The organism is Duganella sp. Leaf61, assembly GCF_001421905.1.
GTDB classification, from domain to species: domain Bacteria; phylum Pseudomonadota; class Gammaproteobacteria; order Burkholderiales; family Burkholderiaceae_D; genus Rugamonas; species Rugamonas zoogloeoides.
In genome coordinates this window covers 468316-484725 of sequence record NZ_LMLM01000029.1, presented here as the reverse complement: position 1 = coordinate 484725, position 16410 = coordinate 468316, and the positions used below count along the sequence as shown (strand labels likewise).

At 66.0% G+C, this 16410-nt stretch carries 10 protein-coding genes and 1 riboswitch; of the genes, 7 read left to right on the top strand and 3 right to left on the bottom strand.

Features of this window, described 5'->3' with window-relative positions; all coding sequences use genetic code 11:
* Positions 1-112: 112 nt before the first annotated feature.
* Complete coding sequence (locus tag ASF04_RS20135) at positions 113-1777, bottom strand: DUF5597 domain-containing protein (RefSeq protein ID WP_056145760.1); 1665 nt, start codon at positions 1775-1777, stop codon at positions 113-115.
* Between the two features lie 103 nt (positions 1778-1880).
* The gene (locus ASF04_RS20130) at positions 1881-4964 is read right to left on the bottom strand and encodes a TonB-dependent receptor (RefSeq protein ID WP_082488886.1); all 3084 of its coding nucleotides are present in this window, start codon (positions 4962-4964) and stop codon (positions 1881-1883) included.
* Between the two features lie 234 nt (positions 4965-5198).
* Between ASF04_RS20130 and ASF04_RS20125 the strand changes: the two genes are divergently transcribed.
* Positions 5199-6194, top strand: a complete 996-nt coding sequence (locus ASF04_RS20125; RefSeq protein WP_056145757.1) for a ribonuclease I — start codon at positions 5199-5201, stop codon at positions 6192-6194.
* Here ASF04_RS20125 and ASF04_RS20120 read toward each other — a convergent pair.
* Positions 6167-7750: a sensor domain-containing diguanylate cyclase gene (locus ASF04_RS20120; protein WP_056145753.1), complete on the bottom strand. Its 1584-nt coding sequence runs from the start codon at positions 7748-7750 to the stop codon at positions 6167-6169. The two genes, ASF04_RS20125 and ASF04_RS20120, sit on opposite strands and share 28 nt — an antisense overlap.
* Positions 7751-7917: 167 nt before the next feature.
* On the opposite strand from ASF04_RS20120, the gene ASF04_RS20115 reads away from it, so the two are divergent.
* From ASF04_RS20115 to ASF04_RS20090, 6 genes are all read left to right on the top strand, one after another.
* On the top strand, positions 7918-8439 hold the full coding sequence (locus ASF04_RS20115) for a GNAT family N-acetyltransferase (protein WP_056145749.1): 522 nt from the start codon (positions 7918-7920) through the stop codon (positions 8437-8439).
* Between the two features lie 63 nt (positions 8440-8502).
* A riboswitch (cobalamin riboswitch) is annotated at positions 8503-8700 on the top strand.
* 130 nt (positions 8701-8830) lie between these two features.
* Positions 8831-9028: a CbtB domain-containing protein gene (locus ASF04_RS20110; protein ID WP_056145746.1), complete on the top strand. Its 198-nt coding sequence runs from the start codon at positions 8831-8833 to the stop codon at positions 9026-9028.
* On the top strand, positions 9019-9813 hold the full coding sequence (locus ASF04_RS20105) for a CbtA family protein (protein WP_229205135.1): 795 nt from the start codon (positions 9019-9021) through the stop codon (positions 9811-9813). Before ASF04_RS20110 ends, ASF04_RS20105 begins: the two co-directional genes overlap by 10 nt.
* A gap of 3 nt (positions 9814-9816) precedes the next feature.
* A complete protein-coding gene (locus ASF04_RS20100; RefSeq protein ID WP_056145742.1) occupies positions 9817-10149 on the top strand; it encodes a ferredoxin in 333 nt (110 codons plus the stop codon).
* Positions 10146-14318 carry a cobaltochelatase subunit CobN gene (locus tag ASF04_RS20095; protein WP_056145740.1) on the top strand — a complete coding sequence of 1391 codons (4173 nt, stop codon included), beginning with the start codon at positions 10146-10148 and terminating at the stop codon, positions 14316-14318. Before ASF04_RS20100 ends, ASF04_RS20095 begins: the two co-directional genes overlap by 4 nt.
* A gap of 10 nt (positions 14319-14328) precedes the next feature.
* Positions 14329-16404, top strand: coding sequence for a putative cobaltochelatase (locus tag ASF04_RS20090; protein WP_056145737.1), 2076 nt, complete (start codon positions 14329-14331; stop codon positions 16402-16404).
* Positions 16405-16410 lie beyond the last annotated feature (6 nt).

Here is a 16410-nt window from a genome sequence, read left to right as displayed (position 1 = left end):
AATATCACTGGAAATGTCAGGCAACCATCGACCGATGGTTGCGGTAACACTTTAGCATATTTCCACCGTTTGCTTCCGGTCGTCGTACAACTGCTGCAGTACCCGCTACCCGCTACTTGTAGCGGTACAGCTTGACCCGTTGGGCGGTAAAGGCGCCGGTCACCAGCATCACCTGGCGGCCCTGGTGGATCTCGTCGCCATTGAGCCAGCGGCCCGGTACCCACTTGCCGTTCTCGTAGGTTCCCTCGGTGACCAGTTCCAGGCCGATGCTGTCGCCGGCGCCGGTGGCGTCCTTGAAGGTCACGGTCAGACCTTTGCCGGCGATGAGGAATTCGTCGTCGGCCAGCCGTATCACAAGGCCGCCAAACGATTCGATGTCCTTGTTGTCGGCCTTGGCCCACGGATTACCGAAGGCCACGTTCAAAGTGACGCCGCCCATGGTGGCCTGCTGCGGCGCTGCATCGACCACGCCGTCGTACGACACGCGCGCCTTGAAGCCGCGCGTGCGGCCGGCGCCCTGGTGCTGGTTGATCACCGGCGCCAGCTGGCGCAGCAGGCGGTAGGCGGCGGGCAGGGTGTCGTCGCCAAGACCGGTGCTGTCCTCGATGCCGAACGGCGAAAAGCCGAAGGCGTCGTGCTCGCCGATGGCATAAAAGGCCTTGGCGGCGGCGTCGTGGCGGCCGGCGTTGTCGGCCTCCGGCACGAACAGCGGGTTGTCGTGGCGCTTGAACTGCGGCGCCCAGTCGGTAAAGTTGGGGAAGTAGGTGTCGATCGCCAGCAGGTCTATCGACCGCGCCGCCGCCTTCCAGACATCGAACAGGTGCGGCAGCGGACCGGCGCTCGGGTACTCGCCCGGCTTCTTGCCTGGCCGGTTGAGCGCAGCGTTGACGTACAGCGGAATCGGGTACGCGGCTTTGCCGGCCGCGCTCATGGTTTCCACGAAAGCTGCATAGGCCCAGGCCTGGAACACTTCTTCGGCGCCGGTTGACGACCCGAACACCTCGGCCCAGGTGCCGCTGGTGCGCTGGCCCTGCGCATTCCACAAGGCCAGCAGCGATGGATGCAGGGTAGTGCGATGGGCTTGCAGGTAGTCGAGCAGGCGCCGGGGCACCTGGCCGGCCAGGGCGGCATTGGCCAGCGGGCCGAAGTCGCGCACGTCCGGCAGCATGCCGATCTCGTTTTCCACCTGCACCATGATCACGGTGCGCTGGGTGTCGGCCTGCTTCAGGTGCGCCAGCAGCGCGCGGAAGGCGGCGGTATCTCGCTGCAAGGTCTGTTCGCCGAACGGCGTCAGGATTTCCTGCGCGGCGCCGGCGCGGTTCTGCGCGCGCGGGAAGCGCTTGGTATCGCGCTTGACATACGGCGGCACATAGGTGGACATCGAGTTTTTCCAGGCGCCGAACCACAACAGGATCAGGCGCATGTCGTTGGCGCGGGCCTGTTTCAGCATGCCGTCCAGCACCGTGAAGCCGTAGCGGCCTTCCTCCGGTTCCACCTGGTCCCACTGCACCGGCGCCAGCACGGTGTTGAGCTCCGCCTTTTTCAGGGCGGGCCACAGCCGGTTCAGGTAGGGCAGGTGCGAGGCGGAAGAATTATGCAGTTCGCCGCCCAGCACCAGGAACGGCTGGTCGTCGACAATGAGCTGGGTAGCCGTGCCTTGCTGGCGCAGGTGCGGCACGTTGGGTGCGGCGACAGCGGAGGTACCGGCGAAAATGCCGATTACGGCGATGGCGCACAACGCATGAAAAGCGCGGCGGGTCGATGCGCACAGGGTCATCGTGGATATCCTTGGAGTCTGTCAAAAAAGAAGCACCGCCGCCACCCGGCGACGGTGCCCATAAACTGCTCCTTGAGTCAACAAGGGAGCAGGGAGCGACACATCAGAACTTCTTGCGCAAGCCGAAGGAATAGGTGCGGCCGGGGGCATACTCGGTGAAGCGGGCGTTCGAGAACTGGAAGTAGGTCTGCTTCGCGTCGCGGTTCAGGTTGACGATGTCGAACGTCAGCGTCGGCCAGCCGTCGCGGTCCAGCACCTGTTCCAGGTCGATGCTCGACGAGAAATCGAGCTGCTTGTAGTCGTTCACGTAAAGGTTGGCCAGTGCGATGCCGTTCTGGTTACCGGTGGATACCTGGCTGCCCTTGGAGAACGTGTGCGACAGGCGCGCCGAGTAGCCGTAGTTCTCGTAAAAGAGCGAGAAGTTGTTGGTACGCTTCGGTACCCCCAGCGCCACGAAGCCCTGGCTGCCTTCGCCGTTGGCGCGCTGCGTGATGAAGGTGACGGTTTCGTTGAAGCCCAGGCCCTTGAATGGCAGCAGCTTGTCGAGCGGCTGCACCCACCCCAGTTCCAGGCCGCGGATGCGCAGGGTGCCGCTGGCGTTGCGGGTGCGCGTCATGACGACGTTGGCGGCGTTCGGACCACCGCGGTCGTTGATCGCGCTTTGCTGGTTGGGCGTGAGATTGTTGTAGTTGATGCCGAATGCCGCCAGGTCGGTGAACGGCAGTGTCAGGTTTTCGTTGGCGGTGAAGCCGGCCACCTTTTTCTGGAACACGGTGGCGCTCACGTAGCCTTCGCGGCCCGTGTACCAGTCGAGCCCCAGGTCGATATTATCGGACAGGTACGGTTTCAGGGTCGGGTTGCCGATGGTGCCGATGTCCGCCGACGGCGACGAGAAGTTGATGCCGGGGCGCAGCGCGTTCGGGTCGGCGCGCGTCATGCTGCGCGAGACGGCGGCGCGGGCCACGATGTCGCTGCGCAGGTTGAGGGCGGCGGTTGCCGATGGCAGCGTGTTGTTGTAGGTAGTCTCCTGGTATACCCACTGGTCCACGTTCGGGTACTTGCTGCCGTTGAGCGGCAGGGTGGCGTTGCGCGGATCGGCAAACGAATTGTACGAGCCCACCTCCTGGCGCGTGCGCACGTAGCGGATGCCGGCGTTGTAGCGCAGGTCCAGGCCCCACGGCTTGGCTTCGCCATTGAGCTCGGTGTAGATGCCGGTGGTTTTTTCGGCGATGAAGCCGGCGCTGGCGCCGGTGGACGACGACGTGGCAAACGGTGCGTTGTTGTTGTACGTGTCGTAGTTGGAATCCTTGCGGAAGCGGTCCCAGTCGATGATCGGGCGGCCGTACGGGCCGGGCACGATGTAGCTGGCCAGCGCGGTTTGCGGGATCAGCGAGCCGCCGTAGGTGAGGGCGTCGGTGCGGCCGGCGGTGTAGCCGGTGCCGAAGCCCGGGTACAGCGCGGCGGCGCTGGCGCCCGGCGTATTGGCGCCGTTGCAGGCAGGGCCGCCATTGGGACCGGCCAGCAGCACGCTCGGATTGTTGCCGCACACGGCGGCCTGCCACGCGGCCGAATTTTCCTGGGCGCGGATGCGGCGGTTGATGTCGTCGTAGGCGATACCGGCCTTGATGTTGAAGGCGCGGTCGCCCCAGGTCAGGTCGGTGTGGGCGCCCTTGGTGCGGGTTTCGCGCAGCTCGTTGGCGATGTTGACGCGGCCGCCGGCCCACGCGTAGTTGGCCGGGTTGTTCAGATCGAGGCTGGAAGTGATGTTCGGGATGCCGCCGCCGTTGTTGTCATAGGTGACCGTATTGCCGCTGTTGGCAGGCGTGATCGGCATCACCGTCGGCGCTTCGTGGGTGAAGCGGCTGCGCGTGTAGTTCACTTGCGCATCGAGTTTCAGCTTGGGCGTGATGGTCCATTCCATGCCGGGGTTGATGCCCAGCAGGTCCACCTTGTCGCGGCGCGGGCCGTACTCGATGAAATTGAGCGAGTTGGCAAAAGTGCCGCCGGTGACGGTGCAGCCGGCGCTGCAATCGCTGCGGTCCACGGTCATGTTGAGCGGGATGACGCCGTTGTTGCGCACGGCCCAGTTGTAGGCCACGCGCTGGGCCTTGTCGTCACGCTTGCTGTACATCGTGTCGACGTAGAAGTGCAGGTCGTCGGTGGGGCGGTATTCGCTGCTGAAAATCGCCGAGAGCTTGTCCTTGGTGCCGAAGTAGTCCATGGTGCGGCCCAGGCGCGGCAGGATGGCGTTGTCGATCTGCTGGATGGTCAGGCCCGGATTGTGCTGCAGCAGGAAGGCCTGGTCGATCACCGTGCCCGGCACCAGCCCGTTGCCCGCATTGGCCGGCACCACGGCCGGGATGTTCCAGTTGCCGCCGCCGGTGTTGTTGCGGGTGGGCGAAGTGTTCTGGGTGGCGCTCAGGTTCGGGTTGGTCCAGCCTACCGATTCGAAACCGGTGGTGCGGATCTCCTGGCGCGACACCGAAATGCCGCCCAGGATGCCGAAGGTCTTGCCCCAGGTCTGGCTGGCCAGCAGCGAACCCCGGCCGCCGGTCTTGTCGGCGATCTGGTTGCGGGTACCGGTCACGCTCATGGCCACGGTGCGGCCTTCCTTGTCGAACGGGCGTGCGCTGCGCAGGTTCACCACGCCGGCGGCGCCGCCTTCGAGCATGCTGGCCGATGGGCTCTTGCTCACCGTGAGCTTGGTGAACAGGTCGGTGGGCAGCAGGTCGAGATCGACCTCGCGGTTGCTGTTCTGGCCATCGATCGGGCCGGACGACGCCACCGCGATCTGCGCATTGTTCAGCAGGATCTTGGTGAAGCTCGAACCGAGGCCGCGAATCTGGATGTTCATGCCTTCGCCGGTGACGTCGCGCGAGACGCCCACGCCGGGAATGCGGCTGAGCGACTCGGCGATATTCTTGTCCGGGAATTTGCCGAAGTCCTCGGCGTTGATCGAATCCTGGAAACCTACCGCTTCCTTCTTGTCCTTGGCCGACGAGATCAGGCTGTTGCGGTAGCCGCTCACCTCCACCTTCTGGATCGTCGCTTCGTCCACCGGCGCGGTGGGTGCGGTCGGTTGCTGGGCATAGGCCTGGGCGATCAGGCCGGCCATCATGGTGAGGCCACAGGCCAGGCGGGCGGGCACGCGGCGGCCACCGCCGGTTGGGGTGAGGGTACTGGGCATTGCTGTCTCCTAATGGTTTTTTTGACTGCTTTTTTGTTATCTGCCGCAGCCCTGTATTTATTATGGTACCGCGACCATTTGAGTGTAGAAGCGTTGCCAAGTTGTTGTCAACAGAAAGATTTCGCAAAATGTCATGCGCTACCATTTTGCTTGCATCGTGGCTAATCGACAACGCCGGCTTCGGTCCGGCGGCGCTCGGCTACAATGCCGGCTCCCCTTCCTGCGGAGTTATCCATGTTGCGCATTACCCTGACCATCCTGCTTGCCTGCTTTGCCACTGGCGCCGCCGCCAGCGAAGCGGCCACCGGCACTTTCACCGCGAACAAGCGCTGCGAGGCCTACGCGTCGTTCGCCAAGCGTACCAATCCCGGGGCCGCGCAGGTGACGGCAGGCCAGGGCTACACGGTGCGCGAGATCAACAAGGCGGACTACGACTGGGTGCGGGTGGAAGTGCCGGGCGCCGAGCCGAAGCTGCGCTGGGTGCAGCGCGACTGCGGCGCGGCGGTGCTCGAACCGATGGAGGCGCGCTCCACGCGGCCGCCGCGCGGCAGCGATCCGGCGGCGGACGGCGGGTCGTGCAGCATCGCCAACCGCCAGGACAGCTATGTGCTGGCCGTGACCTGGCAGCCGGGCTTTTGCGAACACTTCCTGTTCAAGGGCACCAAGCCCGAATGCGACGCCATGAACGGCGGCAAGCTTGAAGCGAAGACGTTGAGCCTGCACGGCCTGTGGCCGAACAAGAAGGAGTGCGGCACGCGCTACGGCAGCTGCGAAGGCCCGCCGTTCTCGCTGTCCAAGGACACCATCGCCAAGGTGGCGCCGTGGATGCCCAACTTCTACTACGAACGCACCTTTGGCGCGTATGAATGGAACAAGCATGGCAAGTGCCAGGAACTGGGCCCGGACGACTACTTCATCAAGGCCGTATCGGCAGTGCGGGTGGTCAACGATTCGGAAGTGGGCAAGATCATCCTGGGCAGCACCGGCAAGAGCATCCGGGTGGACGACTTTTTCGCGCGCGTGAAAGCGCGCCACGGCGAGAAGGTGGCCGCAAGCCTGACGCTGGTGTGCAGCCAGCGCAAGTACCTGCAGGAGATCCGGGTGTCGCTGCCGCTGGAATTCGGCACCGACCGCGACCTGGCGGCCATGGTGGGCAACGCCCAGCCGGCGCCGGCGCGGGTGCAGGGCTGTGCCGACGAGATCTACATCGAAGCAGCCGGCAAGGACTGATCCCGCGCCGCGAGCTTGCGTTCGGCCTTGCGCCGATACATGGCGTCGTCGGCGTCGGCCACCAGTTGGGCGGCCGTGACCGGCTTGCGCGGCGCGCTACCCGGCGGCGCCAGCATCGCCACGCCGATGCTGGCGCCGGCCACCAGTTCGTGTCCTTCGATGCGGTGCGGCAGGCCCAGGCTGGTTTCCAGTTTGGCCACCACGAGCGCGGTATCGGCAGCGTCGCTGCCCACCAGTACCACGGCGAATTCGTCGCCGCCCAGGCGCGCCGCCAGGTCCGACTTGCGCAATTCAGCGCGCAGGCGCGCGGCGGCGCCGGTGAGCAGCAGGTCGCCGGCGCCGTGACCGTAGGTGTCGTTGATATGCTTGAAGCGGTCGAGGTCCAGGTACAGCAGCGACAGGGGCGCGCCCGAGCGCGCGCACAGTTCCACTTGCCGCTCCAGGAACTCGCAAAACATGGCGCGGTTGGCCAGGCCGGTGAGCGGATCGTGCGTGGCCTGGTGGCGCGCCAGCGCGTGCATGCGCGCCGCATCGACCAGCGCGTTGCCCACCTCGTTGGCCTCGCGCAGACCGTATCTGGCTGCTGCCACCGGTTCGCCGCGCCCCAGCGCCATGGCCGGCGCCACCAGCGCGCCGATCGACTGCGTGATGCGGTTACCGATGCGCCAGGCAGTCAGCAGGCTTGCCACCAGCATGACGACGGTTACCAGTACCAGCAGCCATAGCTTGCGATTGAGTTCCGCATTGAGCACCTCGAGCGGAATGCCGATGCCGACCGTCCAGCCGGAAGCGCCCGCGCGTGTCATCACGGCCAGGATCGGTTTGCCATCGAGAGTGCTGGTTTCGATCGCGCCTTCGAAACCTTCGTGCATGCGCTTCATCACCTCGGGCAGCGCCTTGTAGCCCACGAAGCGTTGCATGTCCTGGCTGCGCGCGACCACGATGCCTTCGCGATCGAGGATGCTGGTGATCCAGTGCTGCGGGTAGCTTTGCTGTGCCAGCAGGGCGTTGAACCGCTCCACCGTGACAGTGGCGCTCAGCGCGCCCACGGTGTCCGGCTCGCCCGTGGCGTACCGCACCGGTATGCCGATCGACGCCACGTGGCGCTGCGAGACGGCGCCCACGAACAGGTTGGAAATCGCCGTCGCCTCGTGCTGCTGGATGTGGAGCAGCGCTTGCCCCACGTTGGGCGGCGGCAGTGCGGCGCCGTATGGCACAAAGGTGTTGAGCAGTTGCTGGCCGCTGGCATTTTCCAGCACGATGTTGAGCATGTTCTGGGCGCCCGCCAGGCCGCGCGCCTGCGCGTAGAACGCGGCCAGGTCGTTGCGCGCCAGGTCGGGCGAGGTGGCCAGCGCGCGCAGCGCCGCCTCCACGGTGGCGAACTCCTTGTCCACGTCAGTCGCATTGGCCCGCGCGGTGGCCATGGCGCCGGTGATGAAAGCGGTGCGCGCCTGCGTGTAATCGTAAGCGATCAGCAGGATCGCCATCAGCGAGGCCGGCACAATGCACGCCACCACGAGGTACAGCAGGCGGGATCGGATCGAGGGTGCGCGCATGGTTCTTCTGGTTCTGATGATGGGGGCTGCCTGCGATGTTACATCAGCAGGGAAAATTTGTGTCTCAATAGCAAGAAAATAGGTGATGCTACGTAGCCGATCGGGCCGGTGGCGTTGTATCCGTGGGATTTTCGACTATCATGTCGCCTATCTATTACGGAGCCTCCATGCATCTCGTCAGCTGTACCGAAGAACGCCACGCGCAAGCCATCCTCGATATCTTCAACGACGCCATCGCCAATTCGACGGCGCTGTACGAATACCATCCGCGCACGCTGGACACCATGAACAAATGGTTCGCGGCCAAGCGCGCCGGCGGCTACCCGGTGATCGGCTATGAAGACGCCGGCGGCACGCTGCTCGGCTTTGCCAGCTATGGCGCCTTCCGAGGCTACCCGGCCAACAAGTACGCGGTCGAGCATTCGGTGTACGTGCGTGGCGATCAGCGCGGCAAGGGCCTGGGCCGCGCGCTGCTGGAACAGGTGATCGCAGCAGCAGGGCAGGCCGACCTGCACACCATCGTGGGCGGCATCGACGCCGACAACCGCGCCAGCATTGCCCTGCACGAGCAGCTCGGTTTTGTCCACGCCGGCACCGTGCGCCACGCGGCCTTCAAGTTCGGGCGCTGGCTGGACCTGGCGTTTTACCAGCTGATTCTGCCCACGCCCGCCGCACCGGTGGACGGCTGAACGCCTTGCAATTCCCTTGTGCCGCCCCTATACTTCGCCGGTAGTCAAGCTTCTGGTATGCGCGGACATCGGGTGTGATCCGGTTCTGCATATTTAAATGGGAAGCCGGTGCGCCCGACCAGGGCCATGCCGGCGCTGCCCCCGCAACGGTAGTCGAGGTCAAGGAAGTGCAACAGCCACTGTGCGCAAGCATGGGAAGGCGCACTGCCAGGAGCAATCCACTCGTCAGCCCGGAAACCAGCCAGTAGCCGTCAACACGTTTGTATTGCGGAGGGCGATACGGGTGAGTGCTGCGCCGCCCTGTTCATCCGTTCCGATGCATCTCCGGCCGCTTCCCCGCTGTCCTTCCTCCGCGTACTTCCACGTATCCACGCACCCTGGAAGGAAGATCATGCCCGTCACCCCAGTCATCTCCGGTCAAGCCGAAGTTTCCAATCGCCTCGTCACCCTGCGCGAAAAGATGATCCCCGCGCTGTGCGCCGCCGGACTTGGCGCCGTGCTGCTGTTCGGCGCCGGTTTCGCGTCGATGGAAGCGCTGCACAATGCTGCCCACGACAGCCGCCACTCGGCGGGCTTCCCGTGCCACTAAGCCGCGCCAGCAATGGCGCCGGGGCGCCGGCCGGCATTTTCAACGGCATCGTGCGCACGGCTGCTGCCGCCGGCATCGTCGCCGGCTTGCTGCTGACCGGCGTGCAGCACCTGCAGGTGATTCCCATCATCCAGCAGGCCGAGGTCTTTGAAAAGGCGCAGGAGGCCGCTCCTGCATCTGAATCTGCTCCTGCCCCCGCCGAACATGCGCATGCCGCCGATGTGGCGCCGCACGCGCATGGCCACGATGCTCATGGCGCGGCGGAAGAAGCGCACAGCCATGGCGGCTGGGAGCCGGAAGACGGTGTCGAGCGCACCGCCTACACGGCGCTGGCCGATGTCAGCATGGGGGTCGGCTACGCACTGCTGCTGGCTGCCATGATCTGCCTGCGCGGCGGTGCGGTGACCTGGCGCAGCGGCATGCTGTGGGGCGCAGCTGCTTACGCCGTGTTCTTCATCGCGCCGTCGCTCGGCCTGCCGCCCGAATTGCCGGGCACCCTGGCTGCGCCGGTGTCGGCGCGCCAGGCCTGGTGGATCTGCACCGCGTTCTCCACCGCTGTCGCGCTCGGGGCGCTGGTCTGGAGCCGCAACGTGTGGTTCAAGGTGGGCGCCGTGGCGCTGCTGTTCGTGCCGCACCTGGTGGGGGCGCCGCAGCCTCCTGTGCACTCGATGGCAGCACCGCCCGAACTGGCTGGTTCCTTCATCATCGCCACCGCGCTGGCCAATGCCGTGTTCTGGCTGGCACTGGGCGGGCTGACTGGCTACTTCTACAAAAAATTCGCCTGATTCATGAGAACCCACCACCGCCACATCTTCATGTGCGTCGGTCCGCGCTGCGAGCCGAAAGAAGGCCGCGCGCAGGCCGTGTTTGAACACATGGGCAAGGTGATCGACGAACATCCCGAGCTGGCCGTCAAGCGTACCCGCACCCATTGCATGGTCGCGTGCCGCTTCGAGGGACCGGTGGTGGTGGTGTATCCGGAAGGCGTGTGGTACCAGCGCGTAAATGAAGCCAACGCCGAGCGCATCGTCCACGAACATCTGCTGGGTGGACGCGAAGTATCCGACCTGGTCTTCCACCGCCTGGGCGTGGGCGACACCTGCGAACCTGGACCGAAATGAATGAATCTTTAAATTTGCGCCGCAGTGAGTCTGATCTGGCGCTGCTGACTCACGCCTCCAACGACCTGACCGTGCTGCACCAGGCACAGGCTCAAATGCCCGAAGGCTTCGGTCCCGTGATGGGCGTAAACCTGCAGGCGCTCGGTGAAGAATCGACCCTGGCACAACTGCTCGACGGCGAATTGCGCGCAGCGCGCGTGATCGTGGTGCGGGTGCTGGGCCGGCTGGGCGGCGTGCCCGGTTTTTCGGACCTGGTCGAGCATGCGCGGCGCCAGGGCCGCCACCTGATCGTCGTCAGCGGTACCGGCGAACCTGATCCCGAACTGGCCGCCGTATCTACCGTGCGTTCCGACGTGCTGGATACGACCTTGCAGTACTTCCGGGCCGGCGGCAGCGCCAACCTGGCGCACCTGCTGCGTTTTCTGTCCGACCATTTGCTGCTGACCGGTTTCGGCTTCGAGACGGCGCTCGCGTTGCCCGACCATGGCATCTATCACCCGGACCTGGCGCACTGCGCCGATCTGGCCGCGTGGCAGGCGCTGGCCGATCCGCAGCGCCCCAGCGTGGGCATCGTGTTCTACCGCGCGCACTGGATGAGCGGTAATACGCGCTTCATCGACGCGCTGCTGAACGCCCTCGAAGCGCGCGGCATGAACGTGCTGCCGGTATTTACCGCATCGCTGCGGTCCGGCGCCAGCGACGGTAACGGCAAGCTGCCCGACGCCTTGCGCTACTTCGGCAGCGTGGATGGCGCTGTGACCCGCGCCCACGTCGATGTCCTGATCAACACCACGTCGTTCGCCATGGGCGAGATCACGCCGGGTGGCCCCACGCCGGCCGGCTGGTCGGTGGGCGTGCTGGAGCAACTCGATGTGCCGGTGCTGCAAGCGATCACCAGCGGCATGACCCTGCCGCAGTGGGAGCAGTCCGCGCGCGGCCTCAACCCGCTCGACGCAGCAATGAACGTGGTGCTGCCGGAGTTCGACGGCCGCATCATCACGGTGCCGCTGTCGTTCAAGGCGCGCACCGCCGGTATGCCGGGCGACGCTGTCGAATACGATCCGCTGCCCGACCGCGTGGCGCGCATCGCCGGCATTGCCTGGCGCGCGGCACGCCTCAAGCGCGTACCCAACGCCGAGAAGCGCGTGGCCTTCATGTTCACCAATTCCAGCAGCAAGGCGTCGCAGATCGGCAACGCCGTGGGGCTCGATGCGCCAGCCTCGCTGATGCGCATCCTCGAATCGATGAAGCAGGCCGGCTACACAATCGGCGAGCTGCCGGAAAGCGGCACCGCGCTGATCCACGACCTGGTGGCACGCTGCTCGTACGACAATATCTACCTGACGGCAGAGCAGATGCGCGGCGCCACCGGCCGGGTGCCGGCAGCCCAGTACCAGCAGTGGTTCGACGAAATGCCGCAGGCCATGCAGGACAAGATGACCAGGCAGTGGGGCGCCGCCCCCGGCGAGGCCTATGTGCACGAAGGCCACGTGGCGCTGGCCGGCATCGAGCTCGGTAACGCTTTCGTCGCGCTGCAACCGCCGCGCGGCTACGGCATGGACCCGGACGCGATCTACCACCAGCCCGACCTGCCGCCCACCCACCATTACTATGCCCTGTACCGCTGGCTGCGCGACGTGTGGCAGGCGGACGCCATCGTCCACGTGGGCAAGCACGGCACCATGGAGTGGCTGCCGGGGAAGGGCGTCGGATTGTCGGAAGAGTGCTTCCCCGACGCGCTGCTGGGCGACCTGCCGCTGTTCTACCCGTTCATCATCAACGATCCGGGCGAAGGCTCGCAAGCGAAGCGCCGGGGCCACGCGGTGGTGGTCGATCACCTGACGCCGCCGATGACCACGGCCGATACCTACGGCGCGCTGGCACAGCTGACGCAACTGGTGGACGAGTACTACCAGGTCGAAGTGCTCGATCCCGCCAAGCTGCCGTTGTTGCAGCAGCAGATCTGGGAACTGGTCAAGCAGACCAACCTCGATACGGATTTGCAGATGCGGTTGCTGCATCATGATCACGACCATGAGCATGGGCACGATCATGGGGATGGGCACGGCCACGGGCACGCGCACGGACCTCACGACCACAATCATGGGCACAAACACGGGCACGATCATGGGCATCATCACAATCACGATCACGACCATCATCATGGCCACGATCACGCACACGACGGCGAACTGCCGACCGCGCTGTCGGCCATGGGCGGCTCCGACGTCGCCCACCTGATCGAGGACCTCGACGGCTACCTGTGCGAACTCGGTTCGGCGCAGATCCGCGACGGCTTGCACATCCTGGGCCGACGGCCGGACGACACGCAAATGCCCGACATGCTGGTCTCGCTCACGCGCCTGCCCAACCTCGATATCCCGGGCCTGCAAGCGGAAATCGCCGGTCTGTTCGGTCTGAACATGGACATGCTGCTCGACCAGCAGGGCCGGCGCCTGAACGTCGATCCCGCGCTCGCCCGCATCTCGGGCCGCGCCGTGGTCTCGCGCGCCAATGCGCTGGAAGCGGTGGACTTGCTGTGCGCGCGCCTGTTCACGGCGCTGGGCGAGGCCGGTTACGATGCCGCACGCATTGACGGCGTGCTCGCTGCGGTGTTTGCCGAACTCGATGCCGCCACGCCTGCCGCACCGCTTTTGCAGCCGGTCTTGAAACCTACCGCCAATGTGCTGTCGCAGATGGGCAAGCCGCGTCCTAAAGTGGCCGCTGTCAAACCTGCGGCGCCGGCGCCGGTCAAGCCGTCCGGCGCTGCGCGTTTCGACGGCTTGCGCAAGATCCTGGCATTCGCCTGCACCGACCTGGTGCCGAACCTGACCCGCGCCACCGACGAAATCGACAACCTGCTGCACGGCCTGTCAGGCGGCTACGTGCCGGCCGGCCCGAGTGGCTCGCCCACGCGCGGCATGGCCCACATCCTGCCAACCGGCCGCAATTTCTATTCGGTCGATCCGCGCAGCGTGCCGTCGCAATCGGCCTGGCGGGTGGGGCAGCAACTGGCGCGTGAGGTGCTGGAGCGCTACCACCGCGAGACCGGAGAGTACCCGGAAAGCGTGGCGATCAGCATCTGGGGCACCAGCGCCATGCGCACCCACGGCGACGATGTCGCGCAGATCCTGGCGCTGCTAGGCGTGCGCCCGGTGTGGCGTGCCGAAAGCCGCCAGGTAAGCGGCGTGGAAGTGATTCCTCTCGACGAATTGAAACGCCCGCGCATCGACGTCACCACTCGCATCAGCGGCTTTTTCCGCGACGCCTTCCCGCAACTGATCGACCTGGTGGACGATGCCGTCAACCAGGTGATCCAGCTGGACGAGCCGCTCACGCACAACTTCGTGCGCAAGCACTACCTGGCCGAACTGGCCGGTTTGATGGCCGAAGGCGTGGCGCAGGGCGAAGCGGAAACGCGCGCCGCCTACCGCATCTTCGGCGCCAAGCCGGGAGCGTATGGCGCCGGCGTGCTGCCGCTGATCCAGCACCGCAACTGGGAAGCCGATGGGGATTTTGCCGAGGCGTACGTCAACTGGGGCGGCTATGCGTATGCGCGCGGTACCCAGGGCTCGGACCAGCGCGACGCCTTCCGCACCCGTCTGAACGGCGTGCAGATCGCGCTGCACAACCAGGACAACCGCGAACACGATATTTTCGACAGCGACGACTACCTGCAATTCCATGGCGGGATGATTGCCACCATCCGCGCGCTGAGCGGCCAGCAGCCGCGCCATTATTTTGGCGACAGCCACGATCCGTCGCGCGCCCAGGTACGCGATCTCAAGGAAGAAACCCTGCGCGTGTTCCGCTCGCGCGTGGTCAATCCCAAATGGCTGGCCAGCATCCAGCGCCACGGCTACAAGGGCGGCCTGGAACTGACCGCCACCGTCGATTACCTGTTCGGTTACGACGCCACGGCGCAGGTCATGGACGACTGGATGTACGAAGACGTGGCGCAGTCGTACGGTTTCGACTCCACCATGCAGCAGTTCCTGCAGGAGGCCAATCCATGGGCGCAGAACGCCATTGCCGAGCGCCTGCTGGAAGCGGCCACGCGCGGCATGTGGGCCGAGCCGAAGCCGGAAACGCTGGAACGCCTGCGCGAGCTGTACCTGCGCAGCGAAGCGCTGCTGGAAGAGCGCGGCGAAACCCCGCGTAACGGTTAAGGGCTGATAGATGACGAATTTTCCTTTCAGCGCCATCGTGGGGCAAGAGCAGTTGCGCAAGGCCTTGATGCTGTGCGCGGTCGATCCCGGCATCGGCGGCGTGCTGATACGCGGCGACAAGGGCACGGCCAAGAGCACGGCCGCGCGTGCGCTGGCCGAGGTGCTGCCGCCGATTGAACTGGTCCCTGGTTGCGCCTTCAACTGCACGGTGGACTCGCCGTGCGAGCACTGCCCAACCTGCAGCCAGGCCGACCGCGTGGCCACACTGTCGCCGGTGCCGTTCGTCACGCTGCCGCTGGGCGCCACCGAAGACCGCGTGCTGGGCAGCCTTGATCTGTCGCGCGCCCTGAACGGCGGCCAGAAGGCATTCCAACCCGGCTTGCTGGCCGCCGCCTATCGTGGCCTGCTGTATATCGATGAAGTCAACCTGCTGGCCGACCACCTGGTGGACGTGCTGCTGGACGTGGCGGCCATGGGCGTGAACCGCGTGCAGCGCGAGGGCCTGTCGGTCAGCCACCCCGCGCGCTTTACGCTGGTGGGCACCATGAACCTGGAAGAGGGCGACCTGCGCCCGCAACTGCTGGACCGCTTCGGCCTGATGGTGGAAGTCACCGCCCCGCGCGAAAAAGCGGTGCGCGCCGAGGTGGTACGCCGCCGCATCGGCTTCGAGGCTAATCCTGCCGCCTACGTGGAATCGTGGCGCGCGCAGCAGGATGCCTTGCAGGCCAGGCTGGCCACGGCGCAGGAGCTGTTGCCGCAAGTGCAGCTCGACGACGCGCTGCTCGATCTGATTAGCCACCTGTGCTGCGAACTGGAAGTAGCCAGCCTGCGCGCGGACATCGTCATGTACAAGACCGCGCGGGCGATTGCCGCACTTGACGGCCGTATCGAGGTCACGCCGCAGGACATACGCGGCGCGGCCGAACTGGTGCTGCCGCACCGCCGCCGCCGCAAGCCGTTCGAGCAGCCGGGCCTGAACCAGGACAAGCTCGATGACTTGATGCGGCAGGCGCAGGACGAGTCGCCGCCGCAGGATTTGCCGCCGGATGACATGGGCAGCGGCCAGCGCACGCAGGACAACCAGCAGAACGGCGGCGGGCAGCAAGCGCAGGGGAGCGGTCAACCCGGCAACGAGCCAGAGCAGGCGATAGAACCGCCGGATGGCGCGCAGCAACCGCATGGCAGCGAGCAGTTCGAAAGCGAGCAGCCGCAGAATGGCGAGCAGCAAGATGGCGAACAGCCGCAACGCGGTCAGGCAGAACAAGTATTTGCCGCCGCAGCCGGCGGGCCGACCGCGCGTATTTCAGTCGAGGCGCAGTCGGCTCCCGGCGATTCCGCCGCAGCCGGCCGCCGCAGCGTCGCCCGGCAGGCATCGCGCGGCCACGTGCTGCGCGCAGTGCCCAACGAGCAGCCGACCAGCATCGCCATCGGCGCCACCTTGCGCAGCGCCGCGCTGCGGGGCGCGGGCGGCGGCGTGCAGGTCACGCGCGCCGATCTGCACCAGCAGGTACGGGTAGGCACCAGTGCCAACCTGATACTATTCGTGGTCGATGCCTCGGGTTCGATGGCGGCGCAGCGGCGCATGGAAGCGCTCAAGGGCGCGGTGGTCAATTTGCTCACCGACGCCTATCAGCAGCGCGACGAAGTGGCGGTGGTGGCGTTTCGCGGCCAGCGCGCCGAGCTGCTGCTGGCGCCCACGCGCAGCGTCGATCTGGCCGAGCAGGGCCTGCGTGAACTGCCCACGGGCGGGCGCACGCCGCTGCCGCACGCGCTGCAACTGGCGCTGGAAACCTTGCAGCGTGCCGGCGCCAATGCCAGGGCCAATCCGCCGCTGCTGGTGCTGCTCACGGACGGCAAGGGCAATGTGCCGATCAGCGAAGGCGGCGATCCGTGGCGCGAGTCGCTGGCATTGGCGGAGCTGCTGGCCGAACGTCGCGTGCCGGCGCTGGTGATCGATACCGAAAACGGCTATCTGCGCCTGGGACGCGCCGCGCAACTGGCGCAGGCGCTGGGCGCCGAGTGTTTGACACTGGAAGAATTATCGGCCGACAGCCTGGCGCTGACGGTCCGGGCACGACTGGCCTGACGCCGG